This is a genomic window from Bacillus salipaludis (assembly GCF_004358205.1).
The window spans coordinates 147953-169645 of the sequence record NZ_SMYO01000003.1 but is presented as its reverse complement, the minus strand read 5'-3'; the positions used below and the strand labels follow the sequence as shown (position 1 = coordinate 169645).

The 21693-nt window shown below is 38.6% G+C and carries 19 protein-coding genes; 12 read left to right on the top strand and 7 right to left on the bottom strand.

Translation table 11 applies throughout. The features are described from left to right. Positions 1–127 precede the first annotated feature (127 nt). Positions 128–310 carry a hypothetical protein gene (locus tag E2K98_RS06200; protein WP_133333392.1) on the top strand — a complete coding sequence of 61 codons (183 nt, stop codon included), beginning with the start codon at positions 128–130 and terminating at the stop codon, positions 308–310. A gap of 133 nt (positions 311–443) precedes the next feature. Continuing rightward, entirely contained in the window at positions 444–1364 is a 921-nt protein-coding gene (locus E2K98_RS06195) for a thermonuclease family protein (protein ID WP_133333391.1), read from the top strand. A 618-nt stretch (positions 1365–1982) separates the two neighbouring features. On the opposite strand, the gene E2K98_RS06190 is transcribed toward E2K98_RS06195, so the two are convergent. Beyond that, positions 1983–2498 (bottom strand): J domain-containing protein, encoded by a 516-nt coding sequence (locus tag E2K98_RS06190; protein WP_133333390.1) that lies wholly within the window; start codon positions 2496–2498, stop codon positions 1983–1985. A gap of 223 nt (positions 2499–2721) precedes the next feature. On the opposite strand from E2K98_RS06190, the gene E2K98_RS06185 reads away from it, so the two are divergent. Next, positions 2722–3840 (top strand): lipase/acyltransferase domain-containing protein, encoded by a 1119-nt coding sequence (locus E2K98_RS06185; protein WP_133333389.1) that lies wholly within the window; start codon positions 2722–2724, stop codon positions 3838–3840. 135 nt (positions 3841–3975) lie between these two features. Further along, positions 3976–4977 carry an LLM class flavin-dependent oxidoreductase gene (locus E2K98_RS06180; RefSeq protein ID WP_133333388.1) on the top strand — a complete coding sequence of 334 codons (1002 nt, stop codon included), beginning with the start codon at positions 3976–3978 and terminating at the stop codon, positions 4975–4977. Between the two features lie 43 nt (positions 4978–5020). On the opposite strand, the gene E2K98_RS06175 is transcribed toward E2K98_RS06180, so the two are convergent. Continuing rightward, the gene (locus tag E2K98_RS06175) at positions 5021–5764 is read right to left on the bottom strand and encodes a YoaK family protein (RefSeq protein WP_133333387.1); all 744 of its coding nucleotides are present in this window, start codon (positions 5762–5764) and stop codon (positions 5021–5023) included. 122 nt (positions 5765–5886) lie between these two features. On the opposite strand from E2K98_RS06175, the gene E2K98_RS06170 reads away from it, so the two are divergent. Next, entirely contained in the window at positions 5887–6162 is a 276-nt protein-coding gene (locus E2K98_RS06170; RefSeq protein ID WP_133333386.1) for a hypothetical protein, read from the top strand. Between the two features lie 84 nt (positions 6163–6246). Then, the gene (locus E2K98_RS06165) at positions 6247–6474 is read left to right on the top strand and encodes a hypothetical protein (RefSeq protein ID WP_133333385.1); all 228 of its coding nucleotides are present in this window, start codon (positions 6247–6249) and stop codon (positions 6472–6474) included. A 60-nt stretch (positions 6475–6534) separates the two neighbouring features. Here the strand turns inward: E2K98_RS06165 and E2K98_RS06160 are convergent, their stop codons facing one another. Continuing rightward, a complete protein-coding gene (locus E2K98_RS06160) occupies positions 6535–7239 on the bottom strand; it encodes a YjjG family noncanonical pyrimidine nucleotidase (RefSeq protein WP_133333384.1) in 705 nt (234 codons plus the stop codon). A 207-nt stretch (positions 7240–7446) separates the two neighbouring features. On the opposite strand from E2K98_RS06160, the gene E2K98_RS30810 reads away from it, so the two are divergent. After that, positions 7447–7584: a hypothetical protein gene (locus E2K98_RS30810; protein ID WP_165976190.1), complete on the top strand. Its 138-nt coding sequence runs from the start codon at positions 7447–7449 to the stop codon at positions 7582–7584. Positions 7585–7659: 75 nt separating this feature from the next. Here E2K98_RS30810 and E2K98_RS06155 read toward each other — a convergent pair whose 3' ends face one another. Continuing rightward, positions 7660–8496: an RMD1 family protein gene (locus E2K98_RS06155; protein WP_133333383.1), complete on the bottom strand. Its 837-nt coding sequence runs from the start codon at positions 8494–8496 to the stop codon at positions 7660–7662. Positions 8497–8690: 194 nt separating this feature from the next. On the opposite strand from E2K98_RS06155, the gene E2K98_RS06150 reads away from it, so the two are divergent. Beyond that, the gene (locus E2K98_RS06150; protein WP_133333382.1) at positions 8691–9728 is read left to right on the top strand and encodes a threonine aldolase family protein; all 1038 of its coding nucleotides are present in this window, start codon (positions 8691–8693) and stop codon (positions 9726–9728) included. Between the two features lie 144 nt (positions 9729–9872). Continuing rightward, on the top strand, positions 9873–11333 hold the full coding sequence (locus tag E2K98_RS06145) for an amino acid permease (protein ID WP_133333381.1): 1461 nt from the start codon (positions 9873–9875) through the stop codon (positions 11331–11333). Positions 11334–11773: 440 nt separating this feature from the next. On the opposite strand, the gene E2K98_RS06140 is transcribed toward E2K98_RS06145, so the two are convergent. Together E2K98_RS06140 and E2K98_RS06135 are read right to left on the bottom strand one after the other, a co-directional pair. Next, positions 11774–12694 carry a nuclease-related domain-containing protein gene (locus tag E2K98_RS06140; RefSeq protein ID WP_133333380.1) on the bottom strand — a complete coding sequence of 307 codons (921 nt, stop codon included), beginning with the start codon at positions 12692–12694 and terminating at the stop codon, positions 11774–11776. 402 nt (positions 12695–13096) lie between these two features. Beyond that, entirely contained in the window at positions 13097–13876 is a 780-nt protein-coding gene (locus E2K98_RS06135; protein ID WP_133333379.1) for a Cof-type HAD-IIB family hydrolase, read from the bottom strand. 343 nt (positions 13877–14219) lie between these two features. On the opposite strand from E2K98_RS06135, the gene E2K98_RS06130 reads away from it, so the two are divergent. Further along, a complete protein-coding gene (locus E2K98_RS06130; protein ID WP_133333378.1) occupies positions 14220–15656 on the top strand; it encodes a DHA2 family efflux MFS transporter permease subunit in 1437 nt (478 codons plus the stop codon). Positions 15657–15713: 57 nt separating this feature from the next. Here E2K98_RS06130 and E2K98_RS06125 read toward each other — a convergent pair whose 3' ends face one another. Further along, positions 15714–16919, bottom strand: coding sequence for a nitrate/nitrite transporter (locus E2K98_RS06125; protein ID WP_133333377.1), 1206 nt, complete (start codon positions 16917–16919; stop codon positions 15714–15716). 336 nt (positions 16920–17255) lie between these two features. Between E2K98_RS06125 and nirB the strand changes: the two genes are divergently transcribed. Then, a complete protein-coding gene (nirB, locus tag E2K98_RS06120; protein WP_133333376.1) occupies positions 17256–19367 on the top strand; it encodes a nitrite reductase large subunit NirB in 2112 nt (703 codons plus the stop codon). Between the two features lie 29 nt (positions 19368–19396). Beyond that, the gene (nasC, locus tag E2K98_RS06115; protein WP_133333375.1) at positions 19397–21547 is read left to right on the top strand and encodes an assimilatory nitrate reductase catalytic subunit NasC; all 2151 of its coding nucleotides are present in this window, start codon (positions 19397–19399) and stop codon (positions 21545–21547) included. Positions 21548–21693: the final 146 nt, after the last annotated feature.

Below are 21693 nucleotides of genomic sequence, written 5' to 3'. Positions count from 1 at the left end.
GTCCTAGAAAAGTGTCTTCCAAAGGAATTTGAAGGGAAAATTCATCAAAAGGATAAGATTGTGCCCTTTAGCCACACGTATAAAATATTTTGTTTAACAAAAACTACGTATGAAAAGGGGTGTTACTATGGCGAAAAAGGAAAAATTTTCTCCTCAGGAATTCCAAAACGAAACAGAAGGCAATGTTATCGATCAAACCCGTCAATCAGATAAAAGTAATATTGAACTAAATGATATCAAGTCAGAGACGGTTATTATTGGCGGCGGAGATCCTAATCTATCTCCCGATGCTGGTAAACCACTAATATAAGGGAAAAACAACCGAGATTGGTTGTTTTTTCTTTTGCAGACATAAACAATCCCTTTACATTAGAAATGTTTCTCACTATGATTAACTTTGGAAATATAATAGAAAGATTTCATAGTTTTAGGGAGAATTTATTTTGAAAAAAGGGAAATTAATAGCTTCATTGTCTTTGACAGTTTCGCTTATATTCGCTGGCTTCGCCAGCGCTAATACAACCTTGGCAAAAACAACAAGCCCCAAACTTGTTCCTGCAACCGTTTCAAAGAATATTGATGGGGATACCATCCAAGTAAAATATAATGGGAAAAATGAAACGGTTCGGATGTTATTGATTGATACACCGGAAGATGTCGATCCTCGTAAACCGGTAGAACCATACGGCTATACAGCAGCCAAATACGCAAAAAGTAAGCTTCCGGTTGGAAAACACATCTATCTGCAGCTCGGTAAAAAGGGATATGAACGTGATAAATATCATCGCTTATTAGCCTATGTCTACATCACAAAAACAGATTTATACAACAAAGATGTCGTGAAAAAAGGATACGCCAGAGTCGCCTATGTCTATAAACCAAATACCGACCATCTTTCTGAATTGCAAAGTGCCCAATCCTATGCAAAATCTAAAAAATTAGGGATTTGGAGCATTTCAGGATATGTAACGTCAAATGGATACAGTCTCAGCAAATCATGTTCTTATGCCAGAAGCAATGGATACTCAACAAACGGCTGTGGAATCACCGGTACAAAAACAACCAATAGCAGTTCCAAAGGAACCACTTCCAGTTCAACAAAAGTTACAGGTACAACATTAACTGTTAAACATGGTCAACAGGCGTCCATAACAATCAAAACGAAACCGGGTGCAAAAGGTACCATCCAAGTGATTTACAGCTCTGGTCCAAGTAAAGCATCAGGGTTAACAGCAAAAACAGCAAACAGCGGCGGCTACATCACCTGGTCATGGCGGGTAGGAACCAGCACAAAACCTGGAAGCTATCCTGTGATTATGAAAGCAAATGGCTCCACTATCAAGAAAACGTTAATCGTCCGATAAAGACAAGCCCGGCTTAGGGCTTGTTTTTTTTCAAAAAAATATCCGGCATTCGCCGGATCCATAAAAAATATATTAAAAGGGGGGTTTGGAAAGCTAGTTTCCGTTCCATAGATATAGTTTACCCCCGAAAAATGAACAAACTATGAACAAACTTTTAAGGTTCGTGTAATTTAAAAGGCTATACTATTTCTGTAAGTTCGGATACATGGACAAGTAAAATATTGAACCTATAACTTTCATCTTGGATTTCGCAAAAGTCGGAGGAATATTGATGGTAAAGGATATAATTCTTTCCTTGATACATGACACGTTTATTTTTCAAAATGAACAACACCTTTCAAAAAAATTATTCGGTTAACATTACACAATATGTAGAAATTCCATCGAATATGACAAATTTCAACCAACTCTTTAACTGAACATCGTCATAATTTGTAATTAAGTAACCTTAAGGAAAAAAGGTGCAAACGGTCGTCATCATGACAATTCTAAAAAGCATCACCATCATGATTACCCCTTCCAATATAGAAGACTTTTATAAAAATAGAATAGAGCATTTTTGTTAAGGTGTTATTATTTTATTGTAAATTTATGATTAAAATAGTGCCTCCTTAGAACTTACCTTAATTTATTATAGTGTTCATAAAATATTTTGAAAAGCTGCTCATCGCCGCCACGATCGGGATGAAGGCATTTGAGTAATTTTTTAAATTCCTTTTTTAACAAGGAAGGATCGGCGCTCTCATCTAATCCAAATATGGTGTTAAATGTAAGTGGGGGAGCAGCAGTAAGAGCATATTCTGCTTGTAACATTTTTTTTAGAGAACGAACCTTAGCTTGTTCAATGCGAACAGAGCTTTTTAATTGCTCAATATCCTCTTTTAATTTTTGGTTTTCCTTAAACGTTTTTTCCCAATGTTGAAAATCGACTCCATACCTCTTCGTTTTCTCCTCGATTTTCTTTTCAATAATAAATGATGCTAAATCACTGGGATTGACCAAGTAATCGATCTTTATATTTTTGGCCCTTCTTGCCGTTATTTTTCCCTCAAGAATCCACTGAATAACGGTTAATTCACTATCGGTAATACCTTCCTCTTTTAGGTGTACTGTCACTTCTTTTACATTTAACATAAGATCACTCATCAATCGTTTTCAGATTTTACACGCTAATTTTAATGTATCATACTGAAAACATTACATGTTTACTAAATTATTTAATTTTTATTAAAATAATTTGTCAAAAGTCTTACCGTAATAGAGACATTTTGACAAAGGAAGTCCACGTTCCTGCATAGAATAAAAAATATATAATATATTGGTAACTTTCAAAATTAAGGAGGAATAGGAATTAGTTATGATCCCTACGATCTTAATCCCGGGTATACAAGGTACAAAACTCGTCAATACCAATACCCTAAATTTCGATACCATCTGGTCAGCTGTTCAAAGTAAATTTGAAACCATCTATGATCTGGCATTAAAGCGGGATAGCCGTTTTGAAGTGAATCCAAAATCTATGATTGAGCGGAGTGATGTGGAAGATTTGGCTTACCGCCAAGCCGTACACATTATTGAAAAAAAGACGGCAAGTCCTGTCTATATTTTTGGGTACGACTGGCGGAAATCCTCAGAAGAAAATAGTAAGCGTTTGGAAACCTATATTGAATATTTGAAAGAAAAACTTTCTGTGAAAAAGTTTAACTATATTGCTCACAGTCTTGGCGGAATGGTGTTTAGCTGTTATTTGAAAAATTTAAAAGGGAATTATGAGTCAATTGAGCATGCCGTTTTGGCAGTATGCCCGTTTATGGGTTCGGTTCGGGCGCTAATTTCCCTTACTGCTGGAGAGGGCGGATTTGAATTTCCACTTTTCAATGCAAATGATGAATTTCGAAAAATTGCCCGGACGTTTCCATCGGTATATGAATTATGCCCAATCTATAAAGATGCCATTGTATTTGAAGGCGGCTCGGCATTTGATTTAGGTAATCCTGATGATTGGCAATCCAATATCGGTAATGATGACAGAGCAATGTTTCTTGACCGAATTAGTCAGGTGAGAAAATTTCGGGATATTAATCATCCAGCTATGCTTGATTTAACGGAGCTCCCAGATGAGGTGCAGAAAAGATTACTAATTCTTGCAGGAGTGGGCGAAGACACAAAAAGCAAAGTAATTGTAGAGCCCCAAAGTCCTGATGGCGGGGTGAAAAATTTCTTCAATTTTGATACATTATATTCCAGTGGAGATGGGGATGGAGTCGTTCCGATTGAGAGTGCTGAAATTTACAAGCAGTCCGTTTTAACGCTCACGGTGCGGAAAAAGTGGAATCAAGTAGCCATGCATCCACTTTTCTTGAACGATGGCAGAGTCCAAACGCTCATTACTCGCTTTTTTTTAAATAGTACTTCTGAATATGCCAATGGTAATCCTTGGTGGTCGGTGATAGACGGGTCGGTTAATAGGTTATAAATAGAAGGAACAGCAAAACTAGGAGTCCTTTCTGTTTTTTAGTTGATAATATTCTATATAAGCATTTAAGTTTGTTTTCTCGATTCGGATTGTTACTATAGTAATATCATCTTCACCTTGAAAGGACAAATGATTATGGCAAACATTCATATCCCTTTATCCGTATTAAATCTAGCACCAATTCGCGCAGGACAAACCTCGAAACAGGCGATTGATTCAATGGTCGATCTCGCACAAGCGGTTGAAAAAATGGGTTATCAAAGATACTGGATTGCTGAACATCATAATTCACCTACCTTGGTAAGTTCAGCAACTTCTATATTAATCAAACATACATTAGAACATACTAGTACCATTCGTGTCGGATCAGGTGGGATTATGCTTCCAAACCACTCTCCCTTAGTTGTAGCCGAACAATTCGGTACAATGGCAACGATTTATCCAAATCGTGTTGAACTGGGACTTGGCCGGGCACCAGGTACGGACATGATGACGGCTAATGCCCTCAGACGTTCAAAAAATGATTCTGTCTATACCTTTCCTGATGATGTTCAGGCCTTACTTACTTATTTTGGACCTGAAGAACAGCAAAGCTATGTTAGAGCATATCCTGGCATTGGGACTAAGATTCCAATTTATATTCTTGGTTCTTCAACAGACTCAGCCTATTTGGCTGCAAGTCTTGGACTACCGTATGTGTTTGCTTCCCACTTTGCACCAACCTATATGGAAGAAGCCATATCGATTTATCGCGCACGCTTCCAGCCGTCAGAATATTTAGATAAGCCATATATGATGGTATGTTTAAATGTAATTGCTGCGGAAACGGATGAAGAGGCACACTTTCTGTCAACAACCATGCATCAATTTTTCTTAAATATTGTTCGGAACACACGAAATCCATTACAGCCTCCAGTTGAGAACATGGACGAGCTGTGGACACCGATGGAAAAAGAAATGGCTAACCAAAGAACCGATGTGGCGTTATTAGGCAGCAAAGAGACAATTCGTCAACAATTAACAAGCTTCCAGGAAAAATATGATGTCCAAGAAATTATGGCGGTATCCTATATTTATGATTTTGAAAAACAAAAGAGGTCCTACGAAATCTTTAAAGAAATAGTAGAGGGGAAATAAAATATTTCAGAATGGCAAGATAGCTCGAGTGATCTTGCCATTTTTATTTGGCCTTGCGAATCAAAGTTTTCGGATTCGCATTTAGAACTAGCAAAGCCCCAACAAGTACGATAGAAGCAATCCAAATGGCTTTAGTGCCATAGTGAATAGTGGACAAAGCACCTGTGAAAGCCCCAACTAAAAAGGAAAGAATGATAACCGTGAAATCAAAAAATTGAATGATTCCTTGGCGGTCATGAAGGACTAGAGCTGTATAGGCTGCTTGTGCAGCTGTTCGCAAATTTCCCGTAACCATTGCCGAATTATAGGGCCATTTTACGAGTGTGCGGAAAGATGAAATTTGAACAGAAGCAACGAATGCAATAGTTACGGTAACAACAATATTTGGTACTTCAACAGGCCATGTTCCTACAAAGACTAACACAATGCTCTCCAATAAAAGAACCGTTCGGGCCGGAAAGGGAAAGGTTCTTGTAATCTTTGGATGCTTCAACCCCTCGGCGACCGCCACTCCCAGAACAAACGCCAAAATAGGAGGAATATGTTTAAATCCTTGGTCCCATTGTCCTTGTGCTGTCTCTACGCCTAACAAAACAAGGTTTCCTGTCTGGGACGTCGCAAATACACCATCCCTGCTAACATAGGTGTAAGCATCTAAAAACCCTCCGACAAAGGCCAGGAAAATGCCTAAAGCCACGGATTCAGCTGTTATTCGCGGTAGCTTCGCAAAGCTACTATTAATATACTTGGTAAAAGGGGTAAAATTTATTTTTTGAATCTTTTCCATCAAGGGTCTCCTATCCATTTTTTATGCGCTAAATTTTATCATCCCCCTTTGTACTAGAATTTTTGCGTCTCGAATCATAAAAACTTATAATAATAACACTTGTTTGAAAGGAAGAGCGATAAATGGAAAAAACACTTGAAACATTACAAGAACTGCATCGATCAGTTCAAAAATTGGAAACCGTCCTGCAAGAAGTATGGACTTATGTAGATGAGCTTGGTGAAGACGATGACTTCAAGGAATTGAAGAAAAACGCAAAACAATCTAAAAACGGTCTTTTAGAAAGGATGAATGAATTTAATCAGTTTCTTGGGGAAATTCCCGAAGATGGTACGTCCGCAGTTGATTTGGAGGATGCCATTTCAGAGCTGATTGATTGGATAAAAGCAAATACATAATAATGATCCAATTTTTATATGGAATAATCCAGTATGAAAGGTACACCTTAAGAGTAAGAAAATTTGTTTGAAGGAGAATACCTCGTGAATTCATATGAAATTAACGATATGATCATCGATGATGATTTTGCTAGTGAGGAATATGTAACCGTAGAATTTTCTTCCAATCAAAGAGAGTATAGGATCACATTTAAAAAAGCAGATCTTGAAATCATGAATAGCTGGGTGTTCGAGAATGGCACATCCCTACCGGCAAATATATCAGAAGAGATGGTTGAATCGATTAGAGACGATGTGAAAAAGAGAATTTAGCCGTATTAAAGAAAAGGGGGGAGCATTTTTAATGCTCCCCGTAATCCTAATAGATTTTAATCATGAATGAACCGCAGTTAAATTTAAAATTTCATACAACTCATCAAGCTTCTGTATTTGATAGCTTGGAATAATCTCAGAGTGATTAGGCTTTAACTTTGAATTGAACCAGCATGTGGTAATTCCAGCGAGCTGTCCGCCTTTCATATCAGAACTTAACGAATCGCCAATAATTAGGCAATCTTCTAATGCGAAATCTGGGATTCTTGCAAAAACATAATCAAAAAATCCCTGCATTGGTTTTTGGAAGCCTGTTTCCTCTGAAACAAAAATATCCTTGAAAAATGGTGATAATCCTGAATCGCGGAGGCGTTTATATTGAGTCTCCGAAACACCATTTGTGACTATATATAAATCAAAATGATTTTGCAGGTTGGAAATTAATTCAAGAGCCCCCGGAATAAGTTGATGACTTTCTGCAAGTAATCTCCGATATTGTTTTTCTAATAATGAACCATCTACCTCAAGGCCATATTCCTTAAAAAGAATCGAAAAACGAGAATTCAATACCCCATCTAGATTAAGTTTTCCTTCTTCAAAAGCAGTCCACAGTCCTTGATTGATATTTTTATAACGACTGACTACTTCATTTGTAAGGGGAAAATTCTGTTCCTCAAGAAGTAAGCGTAAAGCTTCTTTTTCAGCCGCACCAAAATCCAATAATGTGTCATCAACATCAAATAATAAGGTTTTGTATTTTTTCAAAATAATCTCACCATCTTTTTTCCATTCTTTTATACTTCTAATCATTTTACATTAATTTTTATAAAATTGTATAGATAAAAATTGGTGCATGCCCCACAGTGCTTTAAAGCTTTGCAGTGGTGGGGGAAGGCACCATGAATAGTTCAGTTGAAAAAAGTTTAAATTAATAGAAGCGTTTATAAATCAGGGCAAATGGAGGGAATTTTTATGAAAAAAGACATGAATAAAACGGTGAAGATTGTGTCGAATGATGCAGTAGTTGGCAAACCCTATCTTGATATTGACAGGGTGATACTTGAAGGTAAATCAGATTATTCAAATGAAAAAGGCAATGATCAAAGGTAGGTTTAACCTAATTTAATTGGGAATTCCTGCCGACACACGGCTTGATTTGAAAGATAAGCATTTTTATATGAATTTTTACGGAAACCAGCCGATAATTTGTAAAATGGTCAGAGCAATTTCAATCACAATAAGTATCACGATGATCCATTCGACAAATAGTCCTCTAATAGAGTGGCTGATGGTAGAGAAGCCGTCCATTATATTATATAAAATGTCTGTTTTGCTTTTTAGAATTTTATACCGATCGTTTAATTCGAAGAACTCGAGCATCTTATCATAAAATTCATTCGCTGTGCTGCTGGTCCAGGTAATATCGGGCTTATCCAAAATCATGATATATGCAAGGGTATTGTACTCATGCCGGACAATTTTCGCTGTTGTTCTAGCAAGCTCTTTATTGCCGATCCGCAGCTTTCCTTTTTCGAGCCGGTCAATCATTGTTTCTAGCTTATCGTGGATTTTTCCAAGCTGTTCCTCTGTTTTTTCAAGTGCAACTGATTTGGCGAGCACAGTAGAAATTAACTCGGGGTAAAAGCTTTCATACCTCGGTACCACTACATATTCGTCTGTTAATTCAAGGGTTTCGGTGCCACGAACATGAAGGCTGTAATCATCCGTATATTTGTAGGTTTGATTAAGATCAATGTCCGGTTCAAAGAAATGGAAAAATTGAAAAAAAACCATCATATCATTGGTGTCGATTAGATTGATGAAAACAACGCTGCCAAAGGAAAAAACCAGAACCATTTGCGATTCCTCAACTTCTTGTCCAAGGATGGTTTTTAAAATATTTCCCCTCAAGATTAAAGGCTCTTCCCAAGTGAATTTTTTCGGAATACCGCAATGAATGGCAATTTTGTTTAGATCAATTTCATGGGTGATGGCAAATGCTTTAAAGGTAATGGCCTTCATAAAGATCACTCTTTTCAGCGAATTGGTCATGCTTTCTATAAGTCTATTCATTGGAAAATCAATTTTGACCATTTCTTTGGATAGATAAGAATTTACTAACCTTAAGCAAGCACTCATTTTTTTTTAAAAAGGGGAACTACAGCATAAAATAAATAATGTTACAATAGGAATAAAATGAAATGGTGGGGTAACATATGTACAGCTTTAAAAATGATTACAGTGAGGGTGCACATCCAAGAATTTTGAATGCTTTAATAGAATCAAACTTCGAACAGGAAGAGGGGTATGGGGAGGATCGTTATACCCGCAAAGCGATTGAATCGATAAAGAATAGAATCGGCCGGTCGGACATCGATGTTCACTTATTATCGGGTGGAACGCAGACCAATATGATCGCAATATCAGCATTCCTGCGACCGCATGAAGCTGCAATTGCGGTTAGTACCGGTCATATATTAGGGCATGAAACGGGTGCAATTGAGGCGACCGGACACAAAATTCTATCTGTAGAATCGAGTGATGGAAAAATAACCCCATTCCACTTGCAAGCCGTATTGGACTCCCATCCGGATGAACATATGGTGAAACCAAAGCTCGTGTACATATCTAATTCGACTGAAATAGGGACAATTTATAAGAAAAATGACTTGGTGCAATTGCGGGAATTCTGCGAACGCCACCATCTAATCTTATTTATGGATGGTGCAAGACTGGGATCCGCTCTTTGTTCAACGGAAAATGACCTTGAGTTAAGTGACTTACCTGCATTGGTAGATGCATTTTATATTGGCGGAACAAAGAATGGAGCACTTTTAGGTGAAGCATTAGTGATTTGCCGTGATTCCCTTAAGGAAGATTTCAGATATCATATGAAGCAAAAAGGGGCGCTCCTTGCAAAAGGAAGACTTTTGGGCATACAGTTTTTGGAACTATTTCAGGATAATTTGTTTTTTGAATTGGCAACACATTCAAATAGGATGGCAGAAATGCTAAAGGTTGAAATTCACGGAGAAAATATTTCATTTTTGACTGATTCTCCCACAAACCAAATCTTTCCGATTTTGCCCAATTCCGTGATCGTTGAACTTGAAAAGAAGTATGGCTTTCATATCTGGGAAAAAGTCAACCAAGATTATTCAGCGATTCGACTTGTAACCTCTTGGGCAACAAAAGAGGAGCAGGTAGCAGCATTTATTGAGGATTTTAAAAAGATAGTAGATAAAAGAATATAAAAATAGATGACTTTGTTTCATTTGAGACAAAGTCATTTTTTTATTGACTGGATAAAATAAAATATATAATATAAAATATACAAAAGACTGAAAATTTGGAAAGCCTTTTGTAATGAATAGATAAGTGAAAGGAGATGTAAGGTATTGAAACTAGAATTGAATAAAGGGAAGGGGCTTGCAAGTATGGAAAATAAAAGCCATGAATTAAAGCGTGGGCTTAGCTCCCGACATATTACCATGATTTCCATCGGTGGAACCATCGGTACAGGTCTTTTTCTAGCATCTGGGAATGTTGTTTCAAAAGCGGGCGCGCTTGGCGGTCCTATTGCGTATTTAGTTATTGGAATTTTAGTTTATGTTTTAATGAAAGGACTTGGCGAAATGTCCACATTCATGCCGATTCCTGGTGCGTACACGACTTATTCCGGTCTGTTTGTTCATCCGGTATTAGGCTTCATGGTTGGCTGGAATTTATGCATCAACGGCTTTCTCGGTCTCGGGGCTGAAATCGTTGGAGGGGGGATGATTTTAAACCAATTTTTCCCGAGTATTCCTCCCGTTGCTTTCTGTATCATGCTTTCCTTATTGATTCTGGGATTAAACTTAATCGATGTAAAAACATACGGTGAAGCTGAATACTGGTTTGCCGGCATCAAAGTAATTGCAATTATCATTTTCCTCATTGTTGGTGTTTTAATGATTTTTGGTGTGATTGGAAAACAAGGCTTTATTGGATTATCCAATTTGAACAGCCATTCTATGTTCCCAAATGGATTTTCTGCGGTTATCTTGATGATGACTGGGGTCATATGGTCATATCTGGGTGTTGAAACGGTTGTAACAGCAGCAGGAGAAACCAAAAACCCTCAGAAAAATGTGCCTAAAGCAATAAACACCATTTTCTTTAGGATTTTAATTTTCTACGTTGGTTCGGTAACTGTTATAGGATTAGTTGTTCCTTTTGAAAATGTAAGCGTTTTAAGTAATGGCTATGCGGGACTGTTTGGTTTGGCTGGTATACCGGGTGCGGCTACGATCATGAATATCGTAATTTTGACATCATTGGCTTCCGCGGCAAACTCTATCGTGTATGCACTTAGCAGAACATTAGTTGCATTATCAAAAGAGGGAAAAGCACCAAAAGCATTGGCAAAAGTTAATAAGCGTGGGATCCCAATGAATGCCGTTCTTCTCACATTGTTCCTTGGACAGGTTTCGCTAATTACCAACTTCGTATCACCAGATAAAGTGTTCATTTGGCTCATTTCCATCGCTGGTTTTAATACACTTCTTGGTTGGTTCGGTAGCTTCCTTTCTCACTATCGATTTAGAAAATGGCTTACTGAACAAGGCGGATCTGTGGACAAGCTTAAGTTCAAAATGGGTACGTATCCGATTCCAACAATCATCTGCTTATTCGTTTTAGTGGCAATTGCCATTTATACAGCTTATAGCTCGGATACAAGATTTTCATTCTATATAGGTGCACCTATGCTCGTTTTATACTTCATTATCGGAACGATCTTAAATAAAAAAGGAAAACTGCATGAACCAAACTACAAACCTTTCTTAGATGCTCACATCAATGATACGGAAATTAAATAAAACTAGTAATCTAGTTTTGGTTAAAAGATTAGGCCTTCTTTTCAGAAGGGAAAGGTCTTTTAAGGGGAATGGAAAGACAAAGCTTGATTGAAAAAAGGAAACTTGTCCTTCTGGGGTAGCTGGAGGGACAAAAAACCGGATTTATCAAGGAAACTGTCCTTCCGGAGTGGGTGGAGGGACAAAAAACCGGATTTATCAAGGAAACTGTCCTTCCGGAGTGGGGGAAAGGATAAAAACATTAGATTATCAAGGAAACGTGTCCTTCCAAAATTTCTGGAAGGACACAGCTTTTTTTATAAAATAGGAAACTGTCTTTTAAATGTTCTATAAAAACAGAAAACTTACTTAAGGGAGAAAGCTTTCTTCCGGGTTGGCTGAAAAGAACAAAGCCCTCATGGAAGAGAATCACCAGGTTACTAAAAAGGTAAATTATAAGTAAGCTATATATTTAATTTTTCAACATAAAAGGCATAATGCCTCGCCCCAATTATATTAAAATGCTTCTTTAAGACCCTACAAATTCTTTTTCTCGACTCTATGACCCTACACCAATCATAAACCAGTTTCGTCGTAATTTTTATTTCTGGAAATAGCAGCTTAATTTCTTCTACCATTCGCAAAACGGCGGATTCAACCTCTTCTTCATGACCGCACTGGTGACATTTACACTTATTACCGTTAGTGGGATTCAAAAACGAGAGACACTTTTCACATGTCAGTCCTTTTTGCACCGTATTATATTGATACGACGGAATATTTTTATAAGGGGATTCCTCAACATGTACTGAGAGTAATTTGGATGCTAGATTCCTGTGATTTTCGTTTAGTGATGAAGGGGCCAAGTCGAATTTAGCTAAGTACCGTTTAATTTGTGTTGGGAAAATAATAGGTTCGTTGAGAGGGGCCTGATATAAAGTAAACTGAGGGTTGATAAATACAACAAATGCTTCAATTGGGTAATGATAGCTGAGATGATAGAGCAATTGCCTGAGTAAAGATTCACTACGCTTCAACTGTAGAACTGGATTCTTAATTTCAGATTTAGATCTAGTATTATATGCTTCTTTTTCGTAAAAATAGTCCCCTTCATAATTTTTAACCTCAAATAAGTGAATCTTTTTTTGAGTAATAATAAGTGAGTCAATTTGAAAGAGTGTATTATTAACCTTAAATAGCAAATCATTTAAAATATAGCATTCACATTGAAGTTTATTTGTTAATTCATCAAACATAACTTCTCCCTCATAACCTTTTTTTAGGTTAAGATAATTCTGTCTGTCATCTTCTGATAAATTCATCCTTGTGTTTAATGACCTAAGCACTTTTAAATTCTTTGGTTCTAGCCGCGGTTTTATGATCATACGCCACACCCTTTCTTATTTTGAACTCAATAATATTTTATAAATAGATTGTCGTTATTGGGGATAATTTTATTGAAGATTTTGTTAATATTTTTGAAAATATTATTTTTAATATAGATGATTTGGTGGGGAACAAAATCACTAGATTATTTAGGAAACTTCCTTTCCAGAATGGCTGGAGTTACAAAAACATTTATTTATCAAGGAAACTGTCTTTCCAGAGTTGCTGGAGTTACAAAAACATCAGATAACCAAGGAAACTGTCTTTCCAGAGAGGTTGGAGGGACAAAAACATCAGATAATCAAGGAAACTGTCCCTTCCAGGGCACGCTGGAGGGACAAAATCAAACAATTAACCCACATTTTGTCCTTCTAAAGCATACCGCCTAGAAGGACTGAGTTCTAAATTAACCCGAGCCGCTCTAATCCAAACCGGACTCCGTCTTCTTCGACAGAAAATGTGACCATTTTCGCAGCCTGTTTTACTTCATCGCGTGCTGACCCCATCGCCACTCCCATTCCTACCAGCGATAGCATTTCAATATCATTTAAGCCATCGCCGAACGCAATCGCTTCATCTGGAGCAATTCCCATCTTTTCTAATAATTTTGATACGCCGACCGCTTTGTTGGATTTGGTCAAATTCACATCACAGGTTCTAGCACCCGAAGTCCATCTTCTGAAATCTAATTCCGGAATCTCCTGTTGGTAGGATACCTCATCCTCTAGCTCACAATGAAGAAATAATTGATAAATATCTTGGTCCTTCCAAAAATGAGGAGGTGCCAGTTCAAGCTGCCATGAGTCATGCATGTACGCTTCCGTCACGAACGGGTGATTTAGGTCTGAAACAGTAAAACGAGTTCCAGCTAAAAAGGTAAGCGGATGCAGATAACCATGGGACATGGTTAGAACCTTTTCTAAAACCTCTTTCTCAATGGCATTCTTATATATTTCTTTTCCTTCATGATAGGCATAGGCCCCGTTAAAAAAGACCATTGAATCCACGCCCGTATCGTGAATAATGGAATTTGAAAAATAAGGAGCTCTACCCGTAGCTATTACCACTTTTATATTTTTGTCTCTTAATTGCTGAATGGCACCAAACGTGGCTGGACTAATTGTTTTTCCATGGGGAAGAATCGTCCCATCAATATCTAAGATGACAACCTTGTAATTCATTTAATACTCTCCTCACAGTAAAAACTTGTAATCTAAAGAACAGTATAAACATGTTTTGTTAAAAGTAAAATTTAACGAATCCAACGCTTACTTTCTTATGTGGAAAATTGTTGGAAATATGATTTGTTTTTGGATAAATAGCCATTTAAACTTAAAAAAATAAAACCATCGATGTGTTGGGGCTTGCCAGCGGTAAATGTACATAAGACGAAATATAATATTCCTGTAAAATTTTTCGGAAACCGAAGCAACTAAATAGAAAAAATAGAGAAAATCGGTTAATCTGTAAAAGTATTCTTTTTAGGATGGCAATTTTTAAATATTAACTATGGGGGATGGTTGAATGGTGATATCAGGTAATAAACACTCCACGATTGTGGCACTTTTACTAGCGGGAACGTTTATTGCGATCTTAAATCAAACGTTGATGATTACAGCAATTCCTCCGGTAATGGATGAAATGAATGTTACGGCCAATAGTGCACAATGGCTGACAACAGTATTTATGCTTGTCAATGGAATTATGATTCCTGTAAGCGCGTTTTTATTGGAGCGTTTTACAACAAGACAGCTTTTTATTTCGGCCATGAGTATTTTTGCGGTGGGTACCTTAGCAGGGGGGATTGCGCCAAATTTTGAGATGCTATTACTCGGGCGAGTCATCCAATCGATTGGAGCAGGAGTTATGCTTCCCCTGATGCAAACAGTATTTTTAATGATATTTCCGGTCAATCGCCGCGGTTCAGCAATGGGCTTGGTCGGACTCGTGATTTCCTTTGCCCCCGCCATTGGTCCCGCTTTGTCTGGATGGGTAACATCACACTTTTCTTGGAGAGTTCTGTTTTTCATCATTTTACCAATTGCACTTCTCGATATCCTCATTGCCTTTATTGCCTTGAAAAATGTAACAGAGATCTCCAAACCAAGGGTTGACATGATTTCCATTATCTTTTCTTCGTTTGGTTTTGGGGGACTGCTTTACGGATTTACTGCTGCTGGAAATTACGGATGGACCAATTCGACCACCATCCTTTCTCTAGTAATTGGTGTGATTTCATTAGTATTATTTATTTCCAGGCAGTTACGTTTAAAGCATCCAATGCTTGAATTTGGAGTGTTTAAGTATTCCATTTTCCCGTTCGCCATTATCATTGGGATGATTGGCTTTATGGGTTTAATTGGGGCTGAGACGATTATTCCTCTGTTTATGCAGAACATGCGCGGATTTTCTGCATTCGAAGCTGGCCTCGCCCTCTTACCAGGGGCACTGGTCAGTGGATTTATGGCACCGATTGTAGGTAGAGTGTTTGATAAAATTGGTGCACGTTGGTTAGTGATGATTGGGTTAACGATTATGACTGCGGCTTCCTTTGCCTTTACACGTTTAGGTTCCTCGACGACGATGACCTATATTACCGTCTTATACGGAATCAGAATGCTTGGACTTTCGATGGTGATGATGCCGGTCGCCACGTCTGCGTTAAACCAGCTACCAAAACGATTAATTCCTCATGGAGCTGCCATGGATAATACGATGAAAATGATTGCTGCCTCAGTAGGGACTGCGATTCTTGTTACAGTTATGACCACAACAGCAGAAACAGCAAAACAGCGCCCGGAGATTTCTCATCCAGATATGTACGGTGCAAACGTGGCCTTTATGGTGGTTTCCATACTTACACTGCTTGGACTCATTCTTTCCTTTTTTATAAAAAAGGACCAACAGTCAGAAGGGGAATTGAAAGGGAAAAGCAAGGTAAGCGTTAAAATGCAGGAATGAAATTAACTAAAAGAAGACATATGCTCGCTGGCACATGTCTTCTTTTATTTTTAGGATCTAAATTTTAACGGAAGCTTCTTTCGATACCAGTGCTTTTCGCCATGAGACTTGGACAATTGTTAACACTAACAATGCTGCAAAGCTGACCCCCGCATAAACCAAAAAACCAGCTGCATACGATCCTGTAAATTGTTTAAGTGTTCCCAAAATATTCGGAACAAAAAATCCGCCAACCCCGCCTGCAGCTCCAACAATGCCGGTGATCATCCCAATTTCTTTTTGGAATCGCTGCGGAACCAATTGAAAAACCGCCCCATTTCCCATCCCAAGACAAAGCATGCCTATCAATAACAAAATGGTCACCAGGGTTAATCCGGGAAGCAGGCTTACACCAAACATCATGAGCGTCACCCCAATGAACAAAAAGATTAGAAGGCGGCCCCCGCCAATTTTATCAGCAATCCATCCTCCAACAGGGCGGAAGAAGCTCCCTGCAGCTACACAAAGGGTAACAAAATCCCCGGCCTTTACTTTTGATAAATCATATTGGTCCACAAAAAAGATGCTCAAAAAACTGGATAGGCCGACAAATCCGCCGAATGTGACGCTATAAAGCATGCAGAAAAACCAAGTATCTTTCTTTTTAAAAACATTGAAGTATTGGGCGATAGGTTTTGCCTGTGGCTGCGATGGAGCATCCTTGGCTATCAAGCTATAAATAATAAAAACCAATAAAAGTGGAATAATAGCCAACCCTATAACATTATGCCAGCCAATTTGGTCTGCAATCCGCGGTCCAAATAAAGTGGCGAATAGCGTTCCGCTGTTTCCTGCACCGGCAATCCCCATTGCCAGACCTTGTAAGTGCGGTGGATACCAGCGACTTGCCATTGGAATGGCTGCTGCAAAACTTGCACCTGCTATACCGAGCAGAATTCCGATAAAATATAGCTCGATTAAGGATTTCCCAAACAACCAGGCCCATAAAAGTGGAACCATTGTAATAAGCATCCCGCTGATGGCGGTTTTACGAGGACCGATGCGATCGGTTAAGATCCCAAGTACAATCCGGAAAAACGAACCGCTTAGAATCGGAATTGCGACAATCAACCCTTTTTGAGAAGGGGAAAGGCCAAAATCCCTTGTAATATAAACTCCAAGTGCCCCCAGCATCACCCAAATCATGAAACTTACATCAAAGTATAAAAATGAAGCAACTAATGACGGTGTATGACCGCTTTTTCTTAAATCTGATATTTTCATCTTCTAACACTCCCTTTGAGAAATATCCTTACCAACCGATACCTGGATTCTTTAAGAACCATACTTTCCCTAGTAAAAATATAAATAAAATCCAGCTAATCTCTTTTTTCATTTCTTTAACCTCCGTTTTTGAAATTTTTGTCTGCTTAAGCGTAATCGTTAAGTTCCGGAATTGTCAGTTTTTCTGTTAAGAAATCTAACACGGTTTTTAATAATGAATTTTCTATGTTAGAAAATGTAACATGTATGATTTTTTTCAATTGGACTTATGGAATAATAGGTGTGTTATTTATCCCGTAATATTAACCATCTTTAAAAAGAGCTGGAGGTTTATAAATGGAGAAGGAAAAACTAGTGCTAGTTGGCAACGGTATGGCGGGTGTGAGATGTATTGAGGAAATAATCAAAATATCACATGTTCAATTTGATATTACGATTTTTGGAAGTGAGTCACATGTGAACTATAATCGGATTCTTTTGTCATCAGTTCTGCAGGGGCGGGAAACATTCAAAGAGATTACCTTAAATGAACGAGAGTGGTATGACAAACATCAGATTCAACTTTTTACAGGGGAAACGGTAACAAAAATAGATAAAGAGAAACAAGTGATAAAAACCGATCAAAATCGTGAAATTTCCTACGATCATTTGATTCTAGCCACCGGTTCCGTCCCGTTCCTCCTTCCTATTACTGGTGCAGATAAGGATGGAGTGTTTACATTTCGGACCATTGAAGATTGCAAGAGAATAATCGAAGCATCGAAGCATTATAAAAAAGCAGCCGTAATCGGTGGAGGAGTATTAGGCCTGGAGGCAGCGAGTGGGCTGCTCAATCTTGGGATGGATGTACAGGTAATCCATAATGGGAGCTTCCTCATGGAAAGGCAGCTCGATCAAACAGCATCCCAAATGCTGCAAAATAACCTAGAAAAACAAGGGGTAAAGTTTCTGTTTGAAAAAGAAACAAAAGAAATCATCGGGAACAGCCGAGTAGAGGGGCTTCGTTTTAAAGATGGTACTGACGTTGAAACCGATTTGGTTGTGATAGCAGTAGGGGTGAAACCAAATGTCCAATTAGCTATAGATAGCGGAATCAATACAAACCGGGCGATTCTTGTCAATGACTATATGGAAACAAGTGCACCAAATATTTATGCAGTTGGAGAATGTGTTGAACACCGCAGGATGGTTTATGGATTGGTGAAACCTTTGTATGAACAAGGGAAAATACTGGCGAAACGGATCTGCGGTCAGGACACGAAAGGGTATGTAGGGTCCATCCTATCCACCCAATTAAAAATATCAGGTGTGGAGGTATTCTCTGTCGGGATGTTTGCCGAAACAGAGGCATCAAAGTCTATTAATCTCTATGATGGACCGGGAGGAGTTTATAAGAAGCTTGTTTTTCAAGATCAAAAGATGATGGGTGCCGTCTTATTCGGAGATATAAAAGACCAAACGAGATTGCTGGAAATGATTGTGAATCAAGAGGTTGTACCTGATGGGGAAGAGTTGACACTGCTTCAACCTGCTAATCAAGAGGAAAGTACGGTTGCTATAATGCCTTGCCATACCATGATCTGCAATTGTAACGGGGTCACGAAAGGGGCTATTATTGATACGGTTCAAAAAAACGGATTAACGAACGTCGACGAAATAAAAAAATACACAAAGGCGTCAGGCTCTTGTGGTGGCTGCAAGCCGTTAGTTGCTAAGCTTCTTTCCTATATTCAGAGCGATAAATTTGAAGAAAAGCTGGTCAAAGAGACCTCAATGTGTGACTGTACTTCGTTGACTGAAGAGGAAGTTGTTCTTGAAATGCAGGTTCAAGGTCTATCATCTTTACAGGAAGTGATGGATGAACTGGCTTGGAAGAACAGGGCTGGTTGTACAACTTGCCGACCTGCCATTCACTATTATTTAACTATGATCGACCCTGAATATGAGAACAAACAAAGTAATCTTACTGATTATGATGGGATGAATGTAATTCATCAAGTGAATAAATTCACATGTAACTGTGAAAAAAAATCCTCACTTGAATTGGCAAATGATCTGGTAAACAGATTTGAATTCCTCTTAACACCTTCTCAGGTGAAAATCTCTGTTTCTGCTTGTATTCATAATGGACCCGATTCAACCATAAATGATCTAGTCGTTATCGGGATAGACAGAGGATGGGAAATCTATGTCGGCGGGTGGAGCGGAGGCAATGCACGCACTAGCGAGTTGTTATGCATTGCTGAAACCAATCTAAAAGCAATAGAAATGATCTCCGGTTGTATTCAATATTATCGGGAAAGTGCCAATTATATGGAGAAGATGGGGAAATGGATGGAACGAGCGGGGCTTATCCATGTCAGAGAAGTCTTGTTTGACGACGAACATCGCCAGCAATTGTTAGATCGTTTAGGCGAAGAGGCGTCCATAAGGAAGGCAGTTTTATAAAGAAGTTTAAAAAAGAAAGGGTGAGAGTCTTGACGGAACTTTTATTAAAATATTTCCGGACGAAACAACAAAAGGTCCAATCAGAAAAACTATTTGAATCGCAATGTCCCTATTGCAGCATGCAATGTAAGATGACCTTAGTGGAACAATCCATTGTCTCAAGAAAAAAATATTTGACGCTTGGAAAAGAAAATCCCACTTCTGAAGGGCGTCTATGTATTAAGGGTATGAATGCCCATCAACATGCCTTCAGCAGGGAGCGATTGAAGCATCCTATGTTAAAGGTGAATGGAGAATTTGTCCGTGTTTCCTGGGAGGAAGCGTTAAATCACATTAAGGAAAATTTTACAAGAATCCAAAGGGAAGACGGACGAAATGCCTTAGCTGTTTATGGGAGTGCATCGATTACAAATGAAGAGGCATATTTGCTGGGGAAATTTGCCCGTGTAGCAGTAAAAACGAAATACGTTGATTATAATGGCCGGCTATGTATGTCTGCAGCTGCTTCTGCCGCGACTCAAACCTTTGGAATGGACAGAGGGTTTACAAATAGATTGTCAGAAATTCCTTTTACCCGCTGTATCATTTTAGCGGGAACCAATATTGCAGAATGCCAGCCGACCATCATCCCATATTTTGAAAAAGCAAAAGTGAACGGGGTTTACCTGATCGCCATTGACCCTCGGGAAACAGCAACGACCAAGATGGCTGACTTACATTTAAAACTGAAGCCGGGAACAGATGCAGCTTTAGCAAATGGATTGCTAAAGGTAATCATTGAGGAAAACTATGTTGATAAAACATTTATCAAAGACCGGGTAAATGGCTTTGAAAAAGTAAAAAGCTATGTATTGTCATTAAGCTTAGAGGAAATTGAAGAAATAACAGGGGTTCCGCGTGAAAAAATTCGAAAAGCAGCAATTATGTTTGGTAAGGAAGCATCAGGAATGATTTTTACAGCAAGAGGGGTAGAGCAACAAACAGATGGGGTGATGGCTGTTCGTAATTTCCTGAATATTCTTGTTTCTACTGGAAAAATCGGAAAACCTAATTCCGGTTACGCTGCCATTACTGGTCAGGGCAATGGTCAAGGTGCAAGAGAACATGGTCAGAAAGCAGACCAGCTCCCAGGGTATCGTTCTATTGAAAACGAGGAACATCGGGCCTATATTGCTAGTGTGTGGGGGATCAACAAGGATGAATTGCCGAGAAAAGGAGTTTCTGCTTATGAAATGATGGGGAAAATCCATGAAGGTGAAATCACGGGGCTTTTTTTAATGTGCTCCAATCCGATTGTCTCCAATCCCAATGCTCATTTCGTAAAGGAAGCACTGAAAAAATTAAAATTCTTTGTAGTGGTTGATCTATTTATTTCAGAAACTGCGAGATTAGCAGATTTAATTTTACCCTCGTCCTCATACTTGGAGGATGAAGGAACGATGACGAATCTAGAGGGGCGGGTGACCTTACGGGAAGCAAGCTATCCTTGTCCGGATGAAGTAAAGCATGATTGGCAAATTATTTGTGAGATTGCGAGGGTTCTTGGAAAGAGGGATCACTTTTCATTTTCGTCTGCGGAAGATATTTTTAACGAATTAAGAATGGCCAGCCGCGGTGGAATTGCCGATTATTACGGGATCACCTACGAGCGAATCCGAAATGAAGGGGGAATCCTTTGGCCTTGTCCAGACACTAACCATAAAGGGACGGATGTGCTGTTTGAAAATTCTTTTGCTCATGAAAATGGCAAGGCAGCGATGGTGGTCGTGCCTAACTTGCCTGTTATTCATAAGGAAATGGTAAACGATGAGTTTCCTCTGTATTTAACAACTGGTCGCGTCATGTCTCATTACTTAACTGGTGTACAAACGAGAAAAAGTGCCGCCTTAGCGGCTAGAAATGTAGAGGCATTCATGGAAATTCATCCAGTCACAGCGAAAAAGTACCGCATTTCGGACCAGTCCTTAGTGAAAATTGAATCGAGAAGGGGAAGTATTATCGTTCGAAGCAAATGGTCAGAAACGATTCGTAATGATACGGTCTTCGTTCCGTTTCATTGGGCAGATTCGCAAAATGTTAATCTCCTTGTTTCTGATAAACTAGATCCTGACTGTAAAATGCCGGGGTTTAAAGTGAGTGCTGTTAGAATAAGTCCGATTGTAGATTTTCCGGTCAATTAAATAAACATGAACGGTGCCTGGGTTAAGTGACCCAGGTTTTTATTGATGAAAAAATTATTTTAAAAAAATTCTTAAAATTCAATGTTAGAAAACCTAACATGTTCAGTCATGTTTTGATTGCGCTGTGTTATAGTTTGTGAAGAAAC

Bases quoted from the DNA above. Each gene is read 5' to 3' on its own strand.
- E2K98_RS06185 (WP_133333389.1), top strand. From the start codon at position 2,722: ATGATCCCTACGATCTTAATCCCGGGTATACAAGGTACAAAACTCGTC.
- E2K98_RS06125 (WP_133333377.1), bottom strand. From the start codon at position 16,919: ATGAAAATATCAGATTTAAGAAAAAGCGGTCATACACCGTCATTAGTT.
- E2K98_RS06135 (WP_133333379.1), bottom strand. From the start codon at position 13,876: ATGAATTACAAGGTTGTCATCTTAGATATTGATGGGACGATTCTTCCC.
- E2K98_RS06150 (WP_133333382.1), top strand. From the start codon at position 8,691: ATGTACAGCTTTAAAAATGATTACAGTGAGGGTGCACATCCAAGAATT.
- E2K98_RS06180 (WP_133333388.1), top strand. From the start codon at position 3,976: ATGGCAAACATTCATATCCCTTTATCCGTATTAAATCTAGCACCAATT.
- E2K98_RS06170 (WP_133333386.1), top strand. From the start codon at position 5,887: ATGGAAAAAACACTTGAAACATTACAAGAACTGCATCGATCAGTTCAA.
- E2K98_RS06190 (WP_133333390.1), bottom strand. From the start codon at position 2,498: ATGTTAAATGTAAAAGAAGTGACAGTACACCTAAAAGAGGAAGGTATT.
- E2K98_RS06130 (WP_133333378.1), top strand. From the start codon at position 14,220: ATGGTGATATCAGGTAATAAACACTCCACGATTGTGGCACTTTTACTA.
- E2K98_RS06200 (WP_133333392.1), top strand. From the start codon at position 128: ATGGCGAAAAAGGAAAAATTTTCTCCTCAGGAATTCCAAAACGAAACA.
- E2K98_RS06140 (WP_133333380.1), bottom strand. From the start codon at position 12,694: ATGATCATAAAACCGCGGCTAGAACCAAAGAATTTAAAAGTGCTTAGG.
- nirB (WP_133333376.1), top strand. From the start codon at position 17,256: ATGGAGAAGGAAAAACTAGTGCTAGTTGGCAACGGTATGGCGGGTGTG.
- E2K98_RS30810 (WP_165976190.1), top strand. From the start codon at position 7,447: ATGAAAAAAGACATGAATAAAACGGTGAAGATTGTGTCGAATGATGCA.
- E2K98_RS06175 (WP_133333387.1), bottom strand. From the start codon at position 5,764: ATGGAAAAGATTCAAAAAATAAATTTTACCCCTTTTACCAAGTATATT.
- E2K98_RS06155 (WP_133333383.1), bottom strand. From the start codon at position 8,496: ATGAAGGCCATTACCTTTAAAGCATTTGCCATCACCCATGAAATTGAT.